Annotated in this window: 15 protein-coding genes; 5 read left to right on the top strand and 10 right to left on the bottom strand. The window is 68.3% G+C overall.

Going from position 1 to position 21,680, the window contains the following annotated elements:
* Positions 1-54: 54 nt before the first annotated feature.
* The gene (locus tag J7654_RS07125; RefSeq protein ID WP_209739393.1) at positions 55-696 is read left to right on the top strand and encodes a TetR/AcrR family transcriptional regulator; all 642 of its coding nucleotides are present in this window, start codon (positions 55-57) and stop codon (positions 694-696) included.
* A gap of 105 nt (positions 697-801) precedes the next feature.
* On the opposite strand, the gene J7654_RS07120 is transcribed toward J7654_RS07125, so the two are convergent.
* From J7654_RS07120 to J7654_RS07110, 3 genes are all read right to left on the bottom strand, one after another.
* Entirely contained in the window at positions 802-1,239 is a 438-nt protein-coding gene (locus J7654_RS07120) for a YqaA family protein (protein WP_209740305.1), read from the bottom strand.
* 298 nt (positions 1,240-1,537) lie between these two features.
* A complete protein-coding gene (fes, locus tag J7654_RS07115; RefSeq protein WP_209739391.1) occupies positions 1,538-3,148 on the bottom strand; it encodes an enterochelin esterase in 1,611 nt (536 codons plus the stop codon).
* A gap of 8 nt (positions 3,149-3,156) precedes the next feature.
* Complete coding sequence (locus tag J7654_RS07110) at positions 3,157-5,355, bottom strand: TonB-dependent siderophore receptor (protein WP_245195706.1); 2,199 nt, start codon at positions 5,353-5,355, stop codon at positions 3,157-3,159.
* Between the two features lie 141 nt (positions 5,356-5,496).
* Here J7654_RS07110 and J7654_RS07105 point away from each other — a divergent pair, with 141 nt between their 5' ends.
* The gene (locus tag J7654_RS07105) at positions 5,497-6,438 is read left to right on the top strand and encodes a helix-turn-helix transcriptional regulator (protein WP_209739389.1); all 942 of its coding nucleotides are present in this window, start codon (positions 5,497-5,499) and stop codon (positions 6,436-6,438) included.
* Between the two features lie 144 nt (positions 6,439-6,582).
* Here the strand turns inward: J7654_RS07105 and J7654_RS07100 are convergent, their stop codons facing one another.
* The 6 genes from J7654_RS07100 to J7654_RS07075 form a co-directional block, all read right to left on the bottom strand.
* A complete protein-coding gene (locus tag J7654_RS07100; RefSeq protein WP_209739387.1) occupies positions 6,583-8,484 on the bottom strand; it encodes an AMP-binding protein in 1,902 nt (633 codons plus the stop codon).
* Between the two features lie 41 nt (positions 8,485-8,525).
* A complete protein-coding gene (scpC, locus tag J7654_RS07095) occupies positions 8,526-9,992 on the bottom strand; it encodes a succinyl-CoA:acetate CoA-transferase ScpC (RefSeq protein WP_245195705.1) in 1,467 nt (488 codons plus the stop codon).
* A gap of 87 nt (positions 9,993-10,079) precedes the next feature.
* On the bottom strand, positions 10,080-12,050 hold the full coding sequence (locus J7654_RS07090) for an acetyl-CoA carboxylase biotin carboxylase subunit (RefSeq protein WP_209739383.1): 1,971 nt from the start codon (positions 12,048-12,050) through the stop codon (positions 10,080-10,082).
* A gap of 36 nt (positions 12,051-12,086) precedes the next feature.
* A complete protein-coding gene (scpA, locus tag J7654_RS07085) occupies positions 12,087-14,219 on the bottom strand; it encodes a methylmalonyl-CoA mutase (protein WP_209739381.1) in 2,133 nt (710 codons plus the stop codon).
* Positions 14,206-14,625 carry a methylmalonyl-CoA epimerase gene (mce, locus tag J7654_RS07080; protein WP_377946452.1) on the bottom strand — a complete coding sequence of 140 codons (420 nt, stop codon included), beginning with the start codon at positions 14,623-14,625 and terminating at the stop codon, positions 14,206-14,208. Before mce ends, scpA begins: the two co-directional genes overlap by 14 nt.
* 23 nt (positions 14,626-14,648) lie before the next feature.
* Complete coding sequence (locus J7654_RS07075; protein WP_209739380.1) at positions 14,649-16,181, bottom strand: acyl-CoA carboxylase subunit beta; 1,533 nt, start codon at positions 16,179-16,181, stop codon at positions 14,649-14,651.
* Positions 16,182-16,374: 193 nt separating this feature from the next.
* Between J7654_RS07075 and J7654_RS07070 the strand changes: the two genes are divergently transcribed.
* From J7654_RS07070 to J7654_RS07060, 3 genes are all read left to right on the top strand, one after another.
* Complete coding sequence (locus tag J7654_RS07070; RefSeq protein WP_245195704.1) at positions 16,375-17,703, top strand: helix-turn-helix domain-containing protein; 1,329 nt, start codon at positions 16,375-16,377, stop codon at positions 17,701-17,703.
* 192 nt (positions 17,704-17,895) lie between these two features.
* Positions 17,896-18,570 carry a VOC family protein gene (locus J7654_RS07065; protein ID WP_209739376.1) on the top strand — a complete coding sequence of 225 codons (675 nt, stop codon included), beginning with the start codon at positions 17,896-17,898 and terminating at the stop codon, positions 18,568-18,570.
* Between the two features lie 182 nt (positions 18,571-18,752).
* The gene (locus J7654_RS07060; RefSeq protein WP_209739374.1) at positions 18,753-20,282 is read left to right on the top strand and encodes a M81 family metallopeptidase; all 1,530 of its coding nucleotides are present in this window, start codon (positions 18,753-18,755) and stop codon (positions 20,280-20,282) included.
* Between the two features lie 122 nt (positions 20,283-20,404).
* On the opposite strand, the gene J7654_RS07055 is transcribed toward J7654_RS07060, so the two are convergent.
* Positions 20,405-21,634, bottom strand: a complete 1,230-nt coding sequence (locus J7654_RS07055) for a metal-dependent hydrolase family protein (RefSeq protein WP_245195703.1) — start codon at positions 21,632-21,634, stop codon at positions 20,405-20,407.
* Positions 21,635-21,680 lie beyond the last annotated feature (46 nt).

Below are 21,680 nucleotides of genomic sequence, written 5' to 3'. Positions count from 1 at the left end.
GCGCAACCGCCCGCCTTGTCGATACGTATTGTTCCCGAAGGAGAGGAATGTGCCATGAGAAGCCCTGCGGCCGGAGACCGCGCCATGCCCGCGCGGGAGCGTATTCTGAACGCGGCGATCCTGCGCTTCGCCCATCATGCCTTCGCGGAAACGAGCCTGCGGGACATAGCGGCCGAGGCGGGCGTGGATGTCGCCTATGTGCATCGCAGCTTCGGTTCGAAGACAGGGCTGTTCCGCGAGGCTTTGAACGCGACGCTTCATCGCCGCGGCGGCACCACGTCCTCGGCGGCCGATCCCGTGAGCTGGCTTTGCGACCAGATCGTCACCGGGCGCCCCGAAAGGTCGGAAGATGTGCTTCCCCTGACGCTCGGCCTGCGCTCCCTGACCAACACCGAGACGCGCGAGATCGTCCACGAGTTCATCGAGGAGCATTTCATAAAGCCCGCCGCCCGCGAGTTCGGCGACGACACCTACCGCGCCTCGATGGTCGTCGCACTGCTGACGGGCCTTGCGATCTTCCGCCTCACCCTATCCATGCCCCCCTTGCTGGACACCCCGGAGCCCCGGCTCCGAGCCTCGATAAAGGCAGCCATCCGCGGTCTCCTGGACGAAGGCGCCGAAAGCGACGATGAAAACTCGGCGAAGCCGGCACGCACCGGCGGCTCCGGGCCGACATCGATGGCCGGGAAGGGATAGGGCGCTTCGACAAGCCGCCCCCAAGAGAACGTGAGAATCGCGGCCTTTTCGCTTCCCTGATCGCTCGACAGGGACCGGGATGCGATGAGACCTTGGCGGAGCGCCTCACGCGAACTCCAGCGTGACGGCGGACACGATGATGTAGCGCCCGGCTTTTGCGATCGTGACGAGCAGGAGGAAGCTCCAGAAGGGCTCGCGCAACACGCCGGCAGCCACCGTGAGAGCGTCGCCGCCCAGCGGTGCCCAGCTCAGGAGGAGGCTCCAGCGGCCCCATCGGCGATACCATCGCGTCGCGCGACCCAGAGACCGTTCGCCGACCGGGAACCATCGCCGGTCACGGTAGTGCTCGATCCAGCGGCCGAGGAGCCAGTTGGTGACGGAGCCGAGCACATTGCCGGCCGTCGCCACCGCCACGAGGAGAGCGGGCGATGGCCCGCCGACGATCAGCAGCGCGATCAGCGCCGCTTCGGATTGTGCCGGGAGGATCGTGGCTGCCACGAAGGCGACGGCGAACAGTCCGGCCAGCGAAAAGAGGTCTTCCACGGTTCCGGTCAACACTCTCGTGGCCACGCGACATGCATATCAACGATCACATGGGCATGGATGTGTCTATGGGCAGGGACTTGCAGGACCATGTCGAGGCCGTTGTGTCCCGGCTTGAGCGCCCTGGCCCTTGCGCGAACTGGCGGCGTGTCGTGATGGCGGCCCGCTCTTTCGGCGGCTGGCGCGCGGGCCCGGTCGCCGGACCCGAGGATGAATGAAGCGGCCGGGCCGCTTCAGGGCCGGGCGGAAAGGGGCCACGGTCCCGGCGCGCCGCCCGGCGGCCGACGGGTCTGGCTCTCTACCATGGATCGGCGCCTTCGGGGGCGGTCAGGGCGATCAGCCCATCCGCCAGCGCGCCGCGCCAGACGGCATAGTCGTGCCCCCCCGCATATTCGCGGTAAGTGACCCGATATCCCTTTGCGGCAGCCACGTCGCGAACGTGGCGCGACGTTTCCAGGATGCCGGTCACGCCCGGTCGTCCGGTCTCGAACAGGCCGGCGGACAAATGGAAGCGGATATCGGCGCGGGGCGCCCCGGCGATCCGGCTTGCCACGTAGACGGCCTCCTCGGCCGGCGTGCCCTCGGGATGCCACCAGAAGGAGCCCGAGAGGCTGAGGGCGTTGCCGAAGGCCTGCGGCTCGGCGAGCGCCGCTGTGACCGCCGCCAGGCCGCCATAGCTCGATCCGGCCAGAATGGTGCGCGCGGCCGGCACGTCGAATTCCAGCTCGGCCTTCACCAAAGGCAGCAGTTCATCCGCCAGGAAGGATGCGAAGTCGGGGTTGCCGGGCAATTCGCGCGCGCGCCATTGCGGGCTGACCGAAGGCACGAAGACGACGGCCATGGGGGCGATCCGCTTCTCTGCGATCAGCGCATCGAGGATCGCGGGCGCGGGAACGCGCGTTTGATACTCCAGCCCGTCGAAAAGGATCAGAAGGCCGGCGCGCGGATGGGCCGGATCGAACCCCGCAGGGCGATAGAGGGTGATCTCCCGCTCATTGCCCAGATGCGCGCTCGGCGCTGCCAGGCGGGTGGAGCGCCCTTGCGGCTGCGCGCCTTCCTGAAAACCGGGCTGTTCGGGCGCATCGGGCAGTTCCAGCATGGAATGCTGGTTGAAGGCGTCGGGCGCCTCTGCCGGCCAGCGGCGCGGATTGAGCGGGTCGGCCTGCGCCGTGGCGAGAATCGCCACGCGCCGTTCGCGGGCCGTCCCCTCGAAGGTGGGCACATCCGGTGCGATCCTGTAGGCGAGGCGCGTCGTCGCCGGCAGCGAGAAGGAGGCATACCAGACGTCGCTGGCGCCAAGGCGCTTCAATTCGGTGTGGTTGCCGTCCGGCCCGCCGAAGAGGCGCACATTGCGCTCGGCGCCGCGGGCCAGGAAGGTGACGATCGCATCGCCCTGCGATCCGCGCTCGATGAGGGGCGCGCCTTCCCTCCCGATCCGTTGCCAGAAGGCCCCGGTTCCCTCTCCGGCGGCGATGGCGTCGGAAAGCGCCGCCAGGGTGGGGCTGAGGAAGGCGGGCTCGTCCGCATCGCGCGGCTCGCCGTCGGCCACGATGGCGGGGTCGAGGACGATGCTCATCTCCCCCTCGCCGGACGCCGTCGTTTCGAGAGTGAGACTTTCGGCCTGGGCGACGAAATGAAAGGCGCCGCTCACCGACACCCCTGCGGCCAGCCGGCGCAAATGGCGCCCCTGAGCGTCGAGGAGATCGAGCGCGAAGGGGCCGCCCTCGGCCACGATCCGCCCGCGCAGATAATCGCCGGGCCGTGCCGCGAGGGTCAGCCTGCGCGTCTGGCCCTCGGCCATCGCTCCGAAGCTTGCCGAACCGCCCCCGATGCCGTCGAGCGTCTGCGCGCTCGCGGCAAGGGGGTCGGCCACGGCCAGGAAGGCGAGGAATGCCGCAAGAAGACGCATCGCCGCTCTCACCACGTCTTGCGCAGCGTCGCCACGACGCTGCGTCCCGAACCATAGAAGCAGGAGGTGTTGCTGGCGCAGGAGGCCACGTAACGCGTATCGGCCAGGTTCTTGGCGTTCACCTGAAGCTCCACGCCCTCGAAGCGCGCATCGAGATATCCGAAATCGTAGGACACCATGGCATCGGCCAGCGTCACGGCGTCCACCTTGAATTCGTTTGCCGCGTTTCCGTAGCTCGTGCCGATATGGCGAAGGCCGCCGCCGACCTTCAGCCCTTCCAGCGCGCCGTGCTGAACCGCATAGGTGCCCCATAGGCTCGCGGTGTGGGCCGGCGTTCGAGCGGGCGTCCTGCCGACCTCGCTGGCGTTGGCCGACTCGGTGATCTGCGAATCCAGATAGGCATAGCCGCCGACCAGCGAGAAACCTTGCGCCAGCTCCGCGCGCGCGGACAGTTCGACGCCGCGACTGCGGATCTCGCCGATCTGCGAATAGACCGTCTGGCCGAGATCCGAGCTCCACACGCCCTGCACCACGCCCTTCTGCGTCAGCTCGTAGAAGGCTGCGGTGAGAAGCATGTTCATGCCGGCGGGCGCGTATTTCAGCCCGACCTCGAACTGCTCGGCGGTGGTGGGGTCGAAATCGGGCTCGCCGGCATTGGGCGATTGCAGCACCGGCTCGAAGGATGTCGAATAGCTCGCATAGGGCGAGAGCCCGTTGTCGAAGGTGTAGACCGCGCCCGCGCGCCAGGTGAAGTCGTTGTCGTCGAAATTCTCCTCGATGCCGCTCAGCCGGTTTGTGGTGTCGGTGCTGGCCCAGTCGTGCCGGCCGCCCAGAAGAAGCGTCCAGTTGTCGACCTCGATCTGGTCCTGGAAATAGAGGCCGGCCTGGCGAACCTTGCGCACGCGGTCCGTCACGGCGGTGAAGTTCAGCGACGAGAAATCGATATTGCCGTAGACCGGCTCGGCAAGGTCGATGGCGGGCACGTCGCGCGAGCGGTACCAGAGCGAGTCGGTCTTGTCGTAGCGATAGTCCAGGCCGCCCAGAAGCGTGTGGGCGAGAGCCCCCGTGGTGAACTCCGCCTGCATCTGATTGTCGATCGTGACATGGTGCTCCCTGTCCGGCCCGCCACTGGCGATGCGGCTGATGGACGTGTTGGCACCGGTGATCGGGCTGAGGGACGGGCTGCCCCAGATCAGGGAGTAATGGTCCTTGGCGGTGCGGAAATAGCGCGCGTTCTGGCGGAGCGTGATGGCCTCGTTCAACCGATGCTCGAACTCGTAGCCCACCCAGACCTGCTCGCGCTCGAACCGCTCATAGTCCGGATCGGACACGAAGAAGCCACGCGGAACATAGCCGTAGCCTGCGATGGGCTCGACCGTGCCGGCCCGGTCGAGGAAGTTGCGATAGCCGACATGCGGCTCGTTCTGGTAGCCTGCCAGCACCGTGAGCGAGGTGTCGGCGTCGGGTTCCCAGCGCAGCGAAGGCGCGAAGGCATAGCCCTCCTGCCGGGTGAAATCCTCCTGCAGGTCGCGCCTCAGCCCGGTGGCCACCAGCCTGTAGGACAGCCCCTCGACGCCGGGCATCCGGTCGCTGACATCGACGGAGGCGGAGAGTTGGCTGTGCGTGCCGAACGAGAATTCCACCTGCCGGTAGGGCTCGTCGGTCGGCTTCTTGCTCACCATGTTGACGATGCCGCCGGGATTGGCCTGCCCATAGAGCACGGAGGCGGGACCGGACAGAAGCTCGACCCTTTCCAGAAGATAGGGAAGGATTTTCGACTGGCTGGAATCGCCCAGCGCCAGACCGTCGAGATAGCGGGGCACGTAGTAGAAGCCGCGCACGAAGATTTCGTCGCGGACATTGGAATCGCCGCGATACTCGGTGAAGGCGCCGGGCGTATAGCGCAGGGCTTCGGCCACCGAGCCCGCGCCCTGGTCCTGCATCTGCTCGCGCGGCACGACGCTGATCGACTGGGCCGTGCGCTCGATCGGCGTGTCGATCTTGGTGCCGGCCCGGCTGCGCCCGGCCACATAGGAGCCGACCGGCCCGTCCCCTCGCTCGCCTTGCACCACGACGGCGTCGAGCACGATATCCGTGACCTGTGCGCCCGTCGCGACGTCCTGCGCCAGCGCCGGAGCCGCCATCATGAGCCAGATCAGGGAAGCGCCGAGGAAGGAGGCGGTCGAACAGGAAGGAAGGGCGGACATGCGTGGCTCGCTCGCGATTGCAAAAACATGAATGGCCTGCTCATGTATCGAAGCGTCCACCACCGTTGAATGGGCGCAAAAGGCAAAGAAGAGGGCGTGAGAAGCGGCTCTTTAGACCGCTTGCAACGAAGGTGCGATCCGATGGTGAGCCAGGAAAGCGGAGGGCGCCTGCTGCCCGCCATGCCGCACAACGTTTTCGTGGGCGCGCTCGAGAACAAGGTGGCCTGCGCGCCGCAAGAGGTGGACTACGATATCTGGCCGAAACTGCTCGTCATGGTGCTGCTGCAAGGCAGCCAGCATTTCACGGTGGACGGCACGCCCTTCCGTATCGAGGCGGGGCCGGGTCGTCGAACCCCGCCGCTCGTCTTCGTCCTGAACATCGCGCGCTATGCCAGGCTGCGCTTCTTGCCCTGCCAGAGCGCTCCCCTGCGAAAGGTCATGGTGTCGGCTCCCCAGTCCTGGCTGCGGTCCCTGCACGCCGGCAACGAAACCGCCGCCTCCCCTCTCTGGGACTTTCACCGCCGGCATCTGGCCCATGTCCGCTTTCCCGCCACGGGGCCGGTCCTGGAGATCGCCGAGGAAATCCTGCATCCCGGGGAGGGGTCCGGGGGTGAACTGCGAACGCTTCACCGCAAGGCGCGCGGGCTTGAACTGATGCGCCTCGTCTCGCTGCGCATCGCCCGACAGGAACGGGGCGCAGGCGCCGCGCACGGGTGCCCGCCCATGGGCGGGGCCACTCTTGCCGAGCGCGCCCATGCGTTTCTTCTGCATCATCTGGATTCGGACGTGCCCCTTGCCGAAGTCGCCCGGATCGTCGGCGGCAGCGTTTCCAGCGTGCAACGCCAGTTCCGCGAACGATACGGCACGCCCCTTTGCGCCTTCGTGAGGCACAAGCGCCTGGAGCGTGCGCGCGATGCGCTGACGGTGGAGAGAATGTCGGTCGCGCAGGCCGCCTATCACGCCGGCTACCGCGATGTCTCCAGCTTCAGCACCGCCTTCCGCCGCGCCTTCGGCATCTCCCCGGCCGTTGCGCGAAGGGAAGGACTACGCACGAACACGCCCGCCGAAACCGACCCCGTCTGATCCCAGCCTTCAATGGTTCGTTGTTTCCTATGCACGGAAAGATGCTACGCAGCCTCGCTCCCACGAGGCCATCTGCAAAGCCTGGACGGACGATCCGTCCAGGTTCATCCGTAATCCGCGCTGCCAAATGCCGGGACCGAACATCTAGACATCCGTCTTCCAGGCGGTCTCGATTTCCGAGAGAGCGGCAGGGTCCTCGATGGTGGCGGGCATGTTCCAGCTTTCGTCGTCGGCGATCTTCTTCATCGTGCCGCGCAGGATCTTGCCCGAGCGCGTCTTGGGCAGGCGGTCCACGAAGAGGAGGCGCTTGAGCGAGGCGACGGCGCCGATCCTTTCGCGCACCAGCGCGGCGACCTCGCGGGCCAGCGCCTGGCTGGCCTGTGCCGAATTCGACTTCAAGACCACGAAACCGCAGGGAATCTCGCCCTTCAGGTCGTCCTTCACGCCGATGACGGCGCATTCGGCGACGGCCGGATGGGCGGCCAGCACCTCTTCGATGCCGCCGGTGGACAGGCGGTGGCCGGCCACGTTGATGACGTCGTCGGTGCGGCCCATCACCCAGACATAGCCGTCCTCGGTCAGCATGCCGGCGTCGGCGGTGGAGTAGTAGCCGGGATAGGCGGAGAGATAGACGTCGCGAAAGCGCTGGTCGGAGCGCCAGAGCGTGGGCAGCGCGCAGGGCGGCAGCGGCAGGCGGATGGCGATGGTGCCGAAGGTGCCGGGCGGCACCGGCTGGCCGGCCTCGTCGAGGATCTCGATGCGGTAGCCGGGCATGGGAACGCTCGGCGAGCCGCGCCGCACCGGCAGCTTCTCGATGCCCAGGGGGTTGGCCGCGATGGCAAAGCCCGTCTCGGTCTGCCACCAATGGTCGATCACCGGCACGCCGAGCGAGTTCTCGGCCCACTCCACCGTATCGGGGTCGGCGCGCTCGCCGGCCAGGAACAGGGCGCGCAGCCTCGACAGGTCGTGTTCCTTCACAAGGGCGGCCTCGGGATCGACCTTGCGCACGGCGCGGATCGCGGTCGGCGCGGTGAAGAGCACGCACACCCCGTATTCGGCCGCCACCCGCCAGAAGGCGCCGGCATCGGGCGTGCCGACGGGCTTGCCCTCGTAGAGCACCGTGGCGCAGCCCGCGAGCAGCGGCGCGTAGACGATGTAGGAATGGCCCACCACCCAGCCGACATCGGAGGCGGCCCAGAAGGTCTCGCCCGGCTTCACGCCATAAACCGCCTCCATCGACCAATGCAGCGCCACCATGTGGCCGCCATGGTCGCGAAGGACACCCTTCTGGCTGCCGGTCGTGCCGGAGGTGTAGAGGATGTAGAGCGGATGGGTGGCCGGCACGGGGACGCAGGGCGAGGCGCGCCCCTCCTCCAGGGCCGCACGGGCGCGGCCGACGGCCTCGTCCCAGTCTTGGTCGCGGCCCGGCGTGAGCGCGGCCTCGGCCTCGGGGCGCTTCAGGATCACGCAGGCCTGCGGCTTGTGGCGCGACTGCTCGATGGCCGCGTCCAGCAGCGGCTTGTAGGGAATGACGCGCGAGGGCTCGATGCCGCAGGAGGCCGAGAGCACCACCCTGGGCTGCGCATCCTCGATGCGCATGGCCAGCTCGCGCGCGGCAAAGCCGCCGAAGACCACGGAATGGATGGCGCCCACGCGCGCGCAGGCCAGCATCGAGATCACCGCCTCGGGCACCATCGGCATGTAGACGACGACCCGGTCCCCGGCCGCGACGCCGAGATCGGTGAGCATCAGGGCGGCCGCCTTCACCTCGTGCAGAAGCTCGGCATAGGAAAAGCGGCGCTTGGTGCCGGTGACGGGGGAATCGTAGATCAGCGCGGTTCGCTCGCCGTGGCCGGCCGCCACGTGCCGGTCCAGCGCGTTGTGGCATGTGTTGCAGATGCCGTCCGGGAACCAGCGGCCGTAGATGCCGGCGGCCTCGTCCACGCCGATGGCCGGCTCGCGCTCCCATTCGAGCTTGCGGGCCTGTTCCAGCCAGAATCCGGACGGATCGGCGAGCCAGGAATCGTAGACTTCGCGGTAGCCCATTGTCTTCCTCCCAGAAAACGCGCCGCCGGACGGCGCCTGGCTCAGGTCATGGAGCCGGTCTCGATGTAGCGTTGGTGCCAGGACAGCGCCTCGTTCAGGAGAACAGGCGTGTGCAAGCCGTATGAATCGCGGCGCGCGCGCCGGTCGTAGTCCTGAAGGCGCTCGCGATAGGCCGGGTGCGCGCAATTGGCGATGATGACGTCGGCGCGCTGCTTGGGCGAGAGTCCGCGAAGGTCGGCCAGCCCCTGCTCCGTCACGATGATCTGCACGTCCTGGGTGATGTGATCGACATGGGCGACCTGCGGCACGATGGCCGAGATCTTGCCGCCCTTGGCGACCGAGGGCGTCATGAAGATCGAGACATAGGCGTTGCGGGCGAAATCGCCCGAGCCGCCGATGCCGTTCTGGATGCGCGAGCCCATGATGTGGGTGGAGTTGACGTTGCCGTAGATGTCGGCCTCCACCAGCCCGTTCATGGCGATGCAGCCCAGGCGCCGCACCAGCTCGGGATGGTTGCTGATCTCCTGCGGGCGCAGGATGATCCGCTCGCGGAAGAAAGCCATCTCGTCGTTGAGCCGCTCGGCGGCGATCGGGCTCAGGGAGAAGCCGGTCGCCGAGGCCATGCGCAGCGAGCCCGATGCCAGCAGGTCCAGCATCCCGTCCTGAATCACCTCGGTGAAGGCGGTGAGATCGCCGAAGGGCGAATCCTGAAGGCTCGACATCACCGCGTTGGCCACGTTGCCGACGCCGGACTGGAGCGGCAGGAGGTTCGCCGGCAGGCGGCCCTTGCGCACCTCATGGGCGAAAAAGTCGAGAAGCTGGCCGGCGATGGCGCGCGCCGTCTCGTCCGGGGGCGAGAAGGGCAGGTTGCGGTCCGGCCCGTCCGTTTCCACGATGGCGACGATCTTCTCCGGGTCGCAGCGCAATGTCGGCTGGCCGATGCGGTCGTCGGGCTTCACCAGCGGGATCGGCACGCGGTGCGGCGGCAGGGCCGTGCCGTAATAGATGTCGTGGACCCCGTGCAGCCCTTCGCTCTGCCAGCGATTGAGCTCCAGGATCACCTTGTCCGCCCGGTCCAGCCACGTCTTGTTGTTGCCCACCGAGGAGGAGGCGACGAGCGAGCCGTCCGGCAGGATGGCCGACACTTCCACCACCGCCACGTCGAGCGGCCCGAGGACGCCCTGCCATGCCACGGGCGCGAGCTGCGACAGGTGCATGTCGAGATATTCGATCTCGCCGCGATTGATCTTGTCGCGCACGATCGGATCGGAGTTGAAGGGCGTACGGAACTCGATCCCGTCGACCTCGGCCAGTGCGCCGTCCAGCTCCGGCCCGGTGGACGCGCCCGTCCAGACGCGCACGCGAAACGGATTGCCGGCCGCCTTCTCGCGCCGGATACGCTCGGCCAGCGCCTGCGGCACGGCCTTGGGATAGCCCGAGCCGGTGAAGCCGCTCATGCCCACCGTCGCGCCCGGCCGGATGAAGGCGGCCGCATCCGCGGCACTCATCACCCTGGACCGAAGGGCCGTGGAACCGATACGCGTCGATGTCACTGTTTCATGCCTTCCCTGATCCGGCGTTCAAGCCGCCCGCCCTCATTCGAATTCCAGGATGACGGCCTCGACCATGAGGCTTTCGCCGGGCTTGACGCAGACCTGCGAGACCGTGCCGGCCTTTTCGGCGCGAAGGACGTTCTCCATCTTCATCGCCTCGATGGTGGCGAGCGCCTGCCCCGGCTCCACCGCCTCCCCCGGCCTGACGTGAATTGCGGTCACGACGCCGGGCATCGGGCACAGGAGGAAACGCGAGAGGTCCGGCGGGGCGCGCTCGATCATGTGACGCGACAGTTCGGCGACGAGCGGTGGCAGCACGGTGATCGAATGCGAGGCGCCACGCGTCGTCAGCGTCCAGCGCCCCCGCTCGCGCGCGACCCGGAGCGCCAGGGGCTCGCCGTCGAAGCGCGCCTCCACAAGGCGCTGGCCGGGGATGAAGTCGAGCTCCACCTCGATCGCCTCGCCATCGACGAGAACCGTGCCGTTCTCCAGCTCCACGCGGTGGTCGGCGCCGCCGAAGCGCACGATCCATTCTGCGGGCGCCGCGGGCAAGGGCCCCAGCCGCCCGTCGAGACGGCGCGCGCGCGCCGTCTCGACGCGCTGAAGGAGGGCGGCGGCGGCGGCCAGCCTGGCGATGAGCGCCTCGCCGGCCGGCGCGCCGGCAAAGCCGCCCGGATATTCCTCGGCGATGAAGCCCGTGGTCAACCGCCCCTCGCGAAAGCGCTCATGCTGCATCAGGGCGGAGAGGAAGTCGATATTGTGGCCGATGCCCTCCAGCTCGAAGCGGTCGAGCGCCCGGACCTGCGCGTCCACCGCCGAGAGGCGATCCTCCCCATAGGTGATGAGCTTGGCGATCATCGGGTCGTAGAACATCGAGATTTCCGAGCCCTCGACGACGCCGTCGTCGACGCGGACGGTCCCGGACGCCTCGGGCGGGCGATAGCGAGACAGGCGCCCGATGGACGGCAGGAAGCCGCGATAGGGGTCCTCGGCGTAGATGCGCGTCTCCACCGCCCAGCCCTTCAGCGTCACGTTCTCCTGCGCGAAGGCCAGCCTCTCGCCCGCCGCCACGCGGATCATCTGCTCCACGAGGTCGAGGCCGGTGACGAACTCGGTGACGGGGTGCTCCACCTGGAGGCGCGTGTTCATCTCGAGGAAGTAGAAGGAGCGGTCGGCGCCGGCGATGAACTCCACCGTGCCGGCGGAATGATAGCCGACGGCCTTGGCGAGCTGCACCGCCTGCTCGCCCATGGCCGTTCGCATCCGCGGCGTCACGAAGGGGGACGGCGCCTCCTCGATCACCTTCTGGTGGCGGCGCTGCACCGAGCATTCGCGCTCGCCCAGATGCAGGACGTTGCCGTGCCTGTCGCCCAGAAGCTGGATCTCGATATGGCGCGGATTCTCCACGAACTTCTCGATGAAGATGCGGTCGTCGCCGAAGCTCGAAAGCCCCTCGCGGCGCACCGGATCGAAGCTGTCGCGCACGTCCTGCGCGCTGAAGGCCAGGCGCATCCCCTTGCCGCCGCCGCCGGCCGATGCCTTCATCATCACCGGAAAGCCGATCTCCTCGGCGATCGCCACCGCGTGGGCGGCGTTCTCGATCTCGCCGATGAAGCCGGGCACCACCGAGACGCCGGCCTCGCGCGCCAGCTTCTTGGACTCGATCTTGTCGCCCATGGCCGCGATGGCTTCCGGCGGCGGGCCGATGAAGGTGATGTCGCTCTCGCGCAGGAGCCTTGCGAAGCTCTCGCGCTCCGAGAGGAAGCCATAGCCGGGATGCACCGCGTCCGCGCCCGTCTTGCGGCAGGCCTTCAGGATGGCGTCGGCCAGGAGATAGCTTTCGGAGGCCGGGGGCGGGCCGAGACGCACGGCCTCGTCGGCCAGCTCCACATGCGGGCTGCGCGCGTCAGCGTCCGAATAGACGGCGACGGTCGCGATGCCCATCCGGCGCGCGGTGCGGATGACGCGGGCCGCGATCTCACCGCGATTGGCAACGAGGATTTTCTTGAACATGCAGCAGTCCCGGTCAGGAGGCGGAGAGGGCGGGCGTCAGGCGGCGTCTTCGCCGGGCGGGGGCATGTTGTGGCCGAGAAGGCGGAGCACGCGCCCGCCCGCATCCACCAGATTGGTGCCGGGGCCGAAGATCTCCTGCACGCCGGCCTTGCGCAGGCGCGCATAGTCCTGCGCCGGGATGACGCCGCCGGCCACCACCTTGATGTCGGCGCGCCCCGCCTGTCGCAGATGGTCGATCAGTTCGGGGATCAGCGTGTTGTGCCCGGCCGCGAGGCTCGAGGCGCCGACGATGTCGACATCCTTTTCCACGGCGAGCCGGGCTGCTTCGGCCGGCGTCTGGAACAGCGAGCCGGACACCACCTCGAAGCCGAGATCGGCGAAGACGGACGCCACGAGATTGGCGCCCCGGTCGTGCCCGTCCTGCCCCATCTTGGCCACCAGGATGCGCGGGCGCCGGCCCGTGCGCCGCACGATGGACTCCACGCCCTCGAGCAGCGCGGCCCAGCGCCTGTCGTCCCTGTAGGCGCCGCCATAGATGCCCGTCACGGGCGTCGGCTGCGTGCCGTAGCGCTCGAAGGCCTCCTCCATGGCGGCGGAGATCTCGCCGAGCGTGGCGCGGGCGCGGGCAGCCTCCACGGCCAGGGCCAGCAGGTTCGCGGACCCCTGCGCACCCTCCTTCAGGGCGTCCAGCGCGGCCCGGCAGGCGGCCTCGTCGCGGTTCGCCCTGTTGCGGGCGATGCGCGCGATCTGCCCTTCGCGCACGCGGTGATTGTCCACCGCGAGAATGTCGAGGGATTCCTCCTCGGCCAGCCGGTACTTGTTGACGCCGACGATCACGTCCTCGGCACGGTCCACGCGCGCGGCCCGCGCCGCCGAGGCTTCCTCGATCATCGCCTTGGGCCAGCCGGCCTCCACGGCCTTCGACATGCCGCCCTCGCGCTCGACCCGCTCGACGATCTCCCAGGCCTTGTCGGCCAGTTCCTTCGTCAGCGCCTCCACGTAATAGGAGCCGCCCAGGGGATCGACGACCCTGGTGATCCCGGTCTCCTCGGCGATGACGAGCTGTGTGTTGCGGGCGATGCGCGCGGAGAAGTCGGTCGGCAGCGCGATGGCCTCGTCCAGCGCGTTGGTGTGCAGCGACTGCGTTCCGCCGAGCACCGAGGCCATCGCCTCGATCGTGGTGCGGATGACGTTGTTGTAGGGGTCCTGCTCTGTGAGCGACACGCCGCTCGTCTGGCAATGGGTGCGCAGCATCTTGGAGCGCTCGGATTTCGCGCCCGCCAGCGTCATCGCCCGGTGCCACAGGAGCCGCGCGGCGCGCAGCTTGGCGACTTCCATGAAGAAGTTCATGCCGATGGCGAAGAAGAAGGAGAGGCGCCCGGCGAAGGCGTCCACGTCCAGTCCCTGGGCCTGCGCGGCGCGCACATACTCCATGCCGTCGGCGATGGTGAAGGCCAGCTCCTGCACCTGCGTCGCCCCGGCCTCCTGCATGTGATAGCCGGAAATGGAGATGGAGTTGAACTTCGGCATGTTCGCCGAGGTGTAGGCGATGATGTCCGCCACGATCCGCATGGAGGGCTCCGGCGGATAGATGTAGGTGTTGCGGACCATGAACTCCTTCAGGATGTCGTTCTGGATGGTGCCGTCCAGCTTCTCCTTCGAAACGCCCTGCTCCTCGGCCGCCACGATGAAGAAGGCGAGCGTGGGGATGACCGCCCCGTTCATGGTCATCGACACGCTCATCGTATCGAGCGGAATGCCCTCGAAGAGGATCTTCATGTCCTCGACCGTGTCGATGGCCACGCCGGCCTTGCCGACATCGCCCGTCACGCGCGGATGGTCGCTGTCATAGCCGCGATGGGTGGCAAGGTCGAAGGCGACGGAAAGGCCCTTCTGACCCGCCGCCAGGTTGCGCCGGTAGAAGGCGTTGGACTCCTCGGCGGTGGAGAAGCCGGCATATTGGCGGATGGTCCACGGCCTTCCCGCATACATCGAGGCGCGCACGCCGCGCGTGAAGGGTGCAAAGCCCGGCAGGCCGGGTTCGATGCCGGCCACGTCGGCCGCCGTGTAGAGCGGCTTGACGGCGATGCCCTCGGGCGTCTGCCAGGTCAGGTCGCGGCCCTTCACCTCCTTCTCGGCAAGGGCCTTCCAGTCCTCAATGGCCGGCATGGGGCGCCTCCATGATCTCGGTGAGAATGCCGCCCATGTCCTTCGGATGAAGGAAGGCGACGAGGGTGCCGTGCGCGCCGATGCGGGGCTCGCCCAGAACGCGCCTGCCCTCCGCTTTCAGGGCCCGGAGCGCGGCGGGAAGATCGGCCACCTCGAAGCACAGATGGTGCTGCGCGCCGGCCGGCGACTTCTCCAGGAAGGCCGCGAGCGGGCTCGCTTCCCCGAGCGGCGCGATCAGCTCGATCTCGCTGTTGCCGGTGGAGACGAAGCAGGCGGTGACGCCGTGGGCTGGCAGGTCCACCGGCTCGCCCACGGCACCCGCCCCGAACAGGGCCCGGTAGCGCTCCTGCGCCTCCTCCATCGAGGGCACGGCGATGCCCACATGGTTCAAACGGCCGAACAGCATGGCTTCCTGCCTCCCCACGCCGCTCACAGCGGGATGTTGTCGTGTTTCTTCCAGGGGTTCTCCAGCCGCTTGCCCCGCAGCTTGCGAAGGCCAAGCGCGATGCGCCGGCGCGTGGAATGGGGCATGATCACCTCGTCGATGAAGCCCTTGGATGCGGCCACGAAGGGGTTGGCGAAGCGCTCCTCGTATTCCCTGGTTCGCGCGGCGATCTTGTCCGGGTCGCCGGCATCCTTGCGGAAGATGATCTCCACCGCGCCCTTGGCGCCCATTACCGCGATCTCGGCGGTCGGCCAGGCATAGTTCAGGTCGCCGCGCAGGTGCTTGGAGGCCATCACGTCGTAGGCGCCGCCATAGGCCTTGCGGGTGATGACGGTGATCTTCGGGCAGGTCGCCTCGCCATAGGCGAAGAGCAGCTTGGCGCCGTGCTTGATGATGCCCGAATGCTCCTGCGCCACGCCCGGCAGGAAGCCGGGCACGTCCACGAAGGTGACGATGGGAATCTCGAACGCGTCGCAGAAGCGCACGAAGCGCGCGGCCTTCTTGGAGGAGTTGATGTCCAGCACCCCGGCCAGCACCATCGGCTGGTTGGCCACGAAACCGACCGTGCGCCCCTCGATGCGGCCGAAGCCGATGACGATGTTGGCGGCATGGCCCGGCTGAAGCTCGAAGAAATCGCCCTCGTCCACGACCTTCACGATCAGTTCGCGCATGTCGTAGGGCTTGTTGGACGAATCGGGGATCAGCGTGTCGAGGCTCGGTTCGATCCGGTCGGCCGGGTCCGAGGTCGGGCGCTCGGGAACGCCCGAGCGATTGGAGAGCGGCAGGAAATCGAAGAAGTCGCGCGTCGTCATGAGCGCCTCGATGTCGTTTTCCAGCGCCATGTCGGCGACGCCCGAGCGCGTCGAATGCGTCACGGCCCCGCCCAGATCCTCCTGGCTGACGCGCTCGCCCGTCACCGTCTTCACCACGTCCGGGCCGGTGACGAACATGTAGGAGGAGTGCTTCACCATGAAGATGAAGTCTGTCATGGCCGGCGAGTAGACCGCCCCGCCCGCGCAGGGGCCCATCACGAGGCTGATCTGCGGCACGACGCCCGAGGCCAGCACGTTGCGCTGGAACACCTCCGCATAGCCCCCGAGGCTCGCCACGCCCTCCTGTATGCGCGCGCCGCCCGAATCGTTGAGGCCGATCACCGGCGCGCCGACCTTCAGCGCCATGTCCATGATCTTGCAGATCTTGGCGGCGTGGCGCTCGGAGAGCGAGCCGCCGAAGACGGTGAAGTCCTGGGAGAAGACGAAGACGAGGCGGCCGTTGATGGTGCCCGAGCCCGTCACCACCCCGTCGCCGGGGATGCGCTGCTCCTCCATGCCGAAATCGGCGCAATTGTGCTCGACATAGGTGTCGAGCTCCTCGAAGGAGCCCTCGTCGAGGAGGACCGTCAGGCGCTCGCGCGCCGTCAGCCGGCCCTTGGCATGTTGCGCCTCGATGCGCACCTCTCCGCCACCCAGGCGTGCGCGGGCGCGCTTGTCTTCAAGCTTGGCCAGAATCTGAAGCAAGCCGTTCCTCCCTCGGAAGCCACCTTCATCGCGAACGTTTCTTTCAAGTCCCCGGGCGATATGCAAATGTGAATTTGCAAAACTGCAAAGGCCAACTTTACAAACCATGGCACAAAAACCGGGACATAGTCGCCTTTACGCAGGAACGGAGCTACGCGCTCTTCGTCTGTCCCAGGGGCTCGGGCAGGCCGCGATGGCCGCTCGCCTCGGGCTCTCGGTCAGCTATCTCTCGCAACTGGAAAACGACAACCGGCCGTTGACCGCCCCCATCGCCGCCCGCCTCGCCAAACTGTTTCCGCTCGACTGGAGCGACGGGCGCGCGGCGGCGGCGCGGCGCGAGGCGGCCCTCAAGGCGGTGTTCGACGATCCGCTGTTCGACGATCTGGAACGCTCCAGCCGCATGGCGCGGGCGATGGAGCAGCAGCCCGCGCTGGCCGAGCTCCTCATCCGCCTGCACACCGCCTGGCGCGACACGCACCGCCAACGCCAGATCGCCGACGAGGCGCTTTCGAGCGGGGTTCCCGGCGCGACCCGCCTGCCCTGGGAGGAGATCCGCGACTGGTTCCACGAGGCCGGCAACTATATCGACCCTCTCGACCGCGCGGCCGAGGCGCTGGCCGGCACGCTCGGCCCCCTGCCCGCCGGCGAGGCGCGGCTGGCCGCCTTCCTGAAGGAGCGCAACGGCGTGGAGCTGCGCGAGATGGAGGAGGGCGAGGGCGAGGGCGTCCTGCGCCGCTTCGAGGCCGCGCGCGGCCTCCTTCTTCTCGGCCGGGGGCTGCCGCCGGAAACGCGGCGCTTCATGATCGCCCACCAGATCGGGGCGCAGAACCTCGCCGACGAGCTGGCCTCGGTGCTGGACCGGGCCGCGCTGCCGAGCCCCGAGGGCCGCCGGCTCCTGACGGCGGGGCTCCTGAACTACGCCGCGGCGGCCTTGCTGATGCCCTACGGCCCCTTCCGGCGGGCCGCGCGCGCCATGCGCCACGACATCGACCGCTTGTGCCAGCGCTTCCAGACCAGTTTCGAGCAGACCTGCCACCGCCTCTCCACCCTCCAGCGGCCGGGCGAGCGGGGCATTCCCTTCTTCTTCTGCCGCGTGGACATGGCCGGCAACATCACCAAGCGCCATTCGGCGACGCGCCTCCAGTTCGCCCGCTTCGGCGGCGCCTGCCCGCTCTGGATCGTGCACGAGGCCGTCGCCATTCCCGACCGTGTCCTGGTGCAGCTCGCCGAAACGCCGGACGGGGTGCGCTACGTCTCCATGGCCAAGGGGCTGGTGAAGCCCTCGGGCTCCTATGCGCGGCCGCCGCGCCGCTACGCCGTGGCGCTCGGCTGCGAGGCGGCGCACGCGCAGGAGTTCATCTATGCCGACGGCATCGACACCGCCAAGCGCGGCACGCCCATCGGCATCTCCTGCCGCCTGTGCCCCCGCACCGGCTGCGACCAGCGCGCCTTCCCCCCCTCCGACCGCCCGATCGCCGTGGACCCGAACCTGCGCGAGTTCGTCCCCTACCGCGTGCTATAAGAGACCGTTTGCATGGATTCTGGAAAAGTGGCCCCGCGTGTCGCGCGTTGACACTCCACGTGCCAGCCTTACTGTAGGGTCGCAATCCGTGGCGCGCCGGCACTCAGCGCCGCCGGGGCAGACGCCGGATCATCGCCATCGCAGCCTCGAGGTGCGCAGTCATCGACGATGACGGTGCGAGAGGGGATGAGCATGTCGATCCGGCTTCCCGTGGACCATCTCGTCGCGCTTGTGCCGAGCCTCGAAAGAGCGCGCGCGGCCTTCGCGGAATCGGGCTTCACGCTCACGCCGACCGCCTGCCACAGCGAGGCGATGGGAACGGCCAATAGCTGCATCATGCTGCCCGGCGCCTATGTCGAGCTGATGGGCATCGTCGCGCCGACCCCGGCCAACGAGGGCTGGCGAACGCTGTTGCGCGCCGGCCCCGGCCTGCGGGGTATCGCCCTGCGCAGCGGCGACGTGGCGCGGACGGCCGCGATGCTGGCGCGAAGGGGCATAGACGCCGAGCCGGCGCGCACCTTCTCCCGGCCGATGGCCGAGGGCGAGCTGCGCTTCTCGGTGATCCGCCTGCCCCGCGCCTCGACGCCCGGCCTGCAATGCCTGTTCTGCCAGCACCACACCCCGGCCCTCGTCTGGACGCAAGGCGCCATGGCGCACGCCAACGGCGCGAGCCGCATCCTGTCCGCCGCGTTCCCCGGCAGCACCGCCCTGACGCATCTCGCGAGCGAGGAGGCCGGCGACGTTGCCGTCGCGGATGAGCCGGAGGGACGGATCACGATCGAGATGCGGCAGAGCCTCTCCAGCGAGCACAAGGCCGCCATCGCGCGGGAAGCCGGCATCCATATCGACGAGAGCCTGATCCCATGACGTCATGGCCTACGGAGGCCCTCCTGCCGGGCGACGGGGCCTTCTCCGACCCGCGGCAGGATTTGCGCTACATGCGCAAGGCCCCGCGCGGTTGATCCTTCCCTGTCCTCGCTGGCAGGACGGGCGCGAGGTGTAGCCTCCTCCCGTTCCGTTTTTCGACCGATCATCCCTAAGGTTTGCCGATGCCCCGCGCCGCCGTCATCCAGCTCTTTCACGAAGCCAACGCCTTCACCCCCGCCAAGGCTTCCTACGAAGGCTTTCGCTCGGCGCAATATGTCTCGGGCCAAGCCGTCCGGCGGGAATTCGGATCGACGAGCAACTGGCTGGGCGGGGTGACGGAGGCGCTGGACGAGGCGGGATACGAGATCGCCTACGGCCTGTGCACGGGCTGCCTGCCCGGCGGAACGCTGGACGGGAAGAGCTACCACCGGCTCGTGGGCGAGATCGTCCGCTCGCTGGAGGACATCGCCGCGAGCGGCCCGGTGGACGTGGTGGCGTTGCTTCTGCACGGCGCGCTGGTGGTGGAGGGCGTCGAGGCTCCCGAGACCGATCTTGCGCGAAAGGTGCGCGCGATCGTGGGGCCGCGCGTGCGCATCGCCGTGCCGCTCGATTTCCACGCCAATGTCGAGCCCGCCCTTCCCCATACGGTGGATGTGGTGATCGGCGGCAAGCTCTATCCCCATGCCGACACCAGGGCGCGGGGGCAGAAGCTGATGCGTCTCGCGCTCGACGCCACGCCCTGGCGCACGCGCCGCTTCCGTCTGCCGCTGGCCGCGCCCATGAGCGCGCAGACGAGCGACGCCGCCCCATTCCGCGACCTTGTCGCGCTGTCGAACGAAGTCGAGAGACGCGAGGGCCTTGCCGATGTCGTCGTGATGGGCGGCTTTCCTTACGTCGATTCCGAGGAGGTCGGCAGTTCCGTGCTCGTTACCGGGACGGATGACGAGGCGATGCGCCGAGCCTTCCGGGACATGGCCGAGGCGATCTGGGAGCGGCGTGACGCGATGCTGAAGAGGGCGCCCTCCTTCGCGGAGGCCGCGCCGGAGATTTTCGCGCGGGCCGCCGAGGGCCGTGTCGTCGTCGCCGATGCGGGCGACAATCCGGGATCGGGGGGCGTTGCCGATGTCGCCGACATCATCGCCGCGCTCGCCGGGCAGAGCCTGCCCTTCGCGGCGGGTTTCCTGGTGGACGCGGATGCCGTGCGTGCTGCAAAGGCCATCGGCGAAGGGAAGCGCGGCGTGGTGGCGATGGGCCGGATGCGCGATGGCGAGCCGTTCCGGGCCGAGGTGACGGTGGAGCGCCTGGGCGAGGTCCGCTACCGCAACGAGGGGGCGAACCTCTTCGGCGAGCTTCTGGAAGGCGGGCCGGGCGCGGTCCTGCGCGTCGGCGAGGCCGGCCATGTCGCTCTCGTCACCGAACGCATTCAGGCCTACGACACGCAGGCCTTCCGCAGCCAGGGCATCGTTCTGGAGGACAAGGCGATCATCCACGTGAAGTCGAGCAACCACTTCCGCACGTCTTTCACGCCGCTGGCCGAGAACGGCATTTACGTGGTGGACAGCGGGGGATGGGCCTCGACGGACGCACGACGCTTTCCCTTCACGCGGCGCGGGGCGCGCATCCTGCCGCTGGCGGAGCTCGGCAAGGCGGAATGGGATCGGCAGATCGAGGCCGAGTGCGAGATCGCCTTCCGGCCTCGGCAACCGTCCTGAGAGCACGCCCACCGGGAATGGTGGCCACAACGCTCATCCAGCGCCATTGCGGCCTTGAGGAAGGATGACGCCCGGAGAAGGCTGCGCCGAACGCCAGCCCGGCGGGCTTTCGGCACGCCCTGTCAGTCCTGCACGATGCCGCCCTTGATCGTCAGTTCGAGATGGTGGGCGAAATTGGCGAGAACCCCCTTCTCCAGCGGGTTGGCCGAGAGGATGTTGAGGTCGGCGCGATAGCCGGCGCGCACATGGCCGATCTCGTTCTGCATGCGCACGAGTTCGGCGGCCGTGGCGGTGGCCGAGCGCAGGAGATCCAGAGGCGCGACGACCTCGGCGCGCAGGGCGAACTCGTCGAGCTGGCGCTCCTGCATCGGGCCGATCAGATCCGTGCCGTAGGCCATCGGAACGCCGGCGCGATAGGCCATCTCCACCGCGCGGATGCCCGAATCGAGCACCTGCGCGATCTTGTCCCTCCGATCCGCCGGAAAGCCGCTCGCCTCTCCCACATCCGCCAGCGCCCGGAAGCAGGAGAGCGTCGGTGTCAGATAGGCGCCGGCCGTCTTCATCAACGCGACGGTCTCCTCGTCGAGGAGGTTCCCGTGCTCGATGGAGCGCACGCCGCACCGCACAGCGCGGGCCACCGAGCGCGCCGTGTAGGTGTGCGAGACGACGTAGAGATCGGCCATTTCGGCCTCCTCGACGATAGCCCGGATTTCGTCCTCGCAGAACTGGTCGGAGGTGATGCGGTCGGTGGGCGAGGAGATGCCGCCATTGGCCATGATCTTGATATGATGCGCGCCGCGCCGGATCTCGTCGCGCGCGGCCCGGCGTACGGCATCCACGCCGTCGCAGCGGCGGCCGAGGCTGACCTGCGCGTAGGCGCCCTCCTCGTGCTCCATGCCCCTGGAGCGATGGTCGCCATGGCCGCCGCTCGGCGAAAGCGCCTTGCCTCCGTAGAGAAGGCGCGGGCCGGCGATCAGCCCTTCCTCCACCGATTGGGCGAGCCCGAACTCGGCCCCGCCGACATCGCGCACGGTGGTGAAACCGCGCTTCAGCATGGCCTTGAGGAGCCCCGCCGCCCGCGCCGCCACATACATGGGCGACTGGCGCGGCAGTTGCGAAAGATCGGCGGTGTAGGCCGTCGCATGGACGTGTGCGTCGATCAGGCCCGGAATGACGAAGCGCCCATCCACCGGAATGCGCAAAGCCTTGTCGAGGGAAGCGGCCCCCTCCCCCACTTCCCGGATCGTGCCGTTCTCCAGCACGAGATGCCGGTCCGGCAGCACCTCGCCGCTTTCGATATCGACGACATGGGCGTTTTCGAGAATGGTGATCATGGCCGCCTCGCTGTTCATGGCGTTCCTGAAACGACGAGAACCGGACGCCCGAAAGCGCCCGGTT

This window comes from Aureimonas populi, from assembly GCF_017815515.1.
In the GTDB taxonomy this organism is placed as follows: domain Bacteria; phylum Pseudomonadota; class Alphaproteobacteria; order Rhizobiales; family Rhizobiaceae; genus Aureimonas; species Aureimonas populi.
This window is presented reverse-complemented; position numbering and strand designations above follow the sequence as displayed.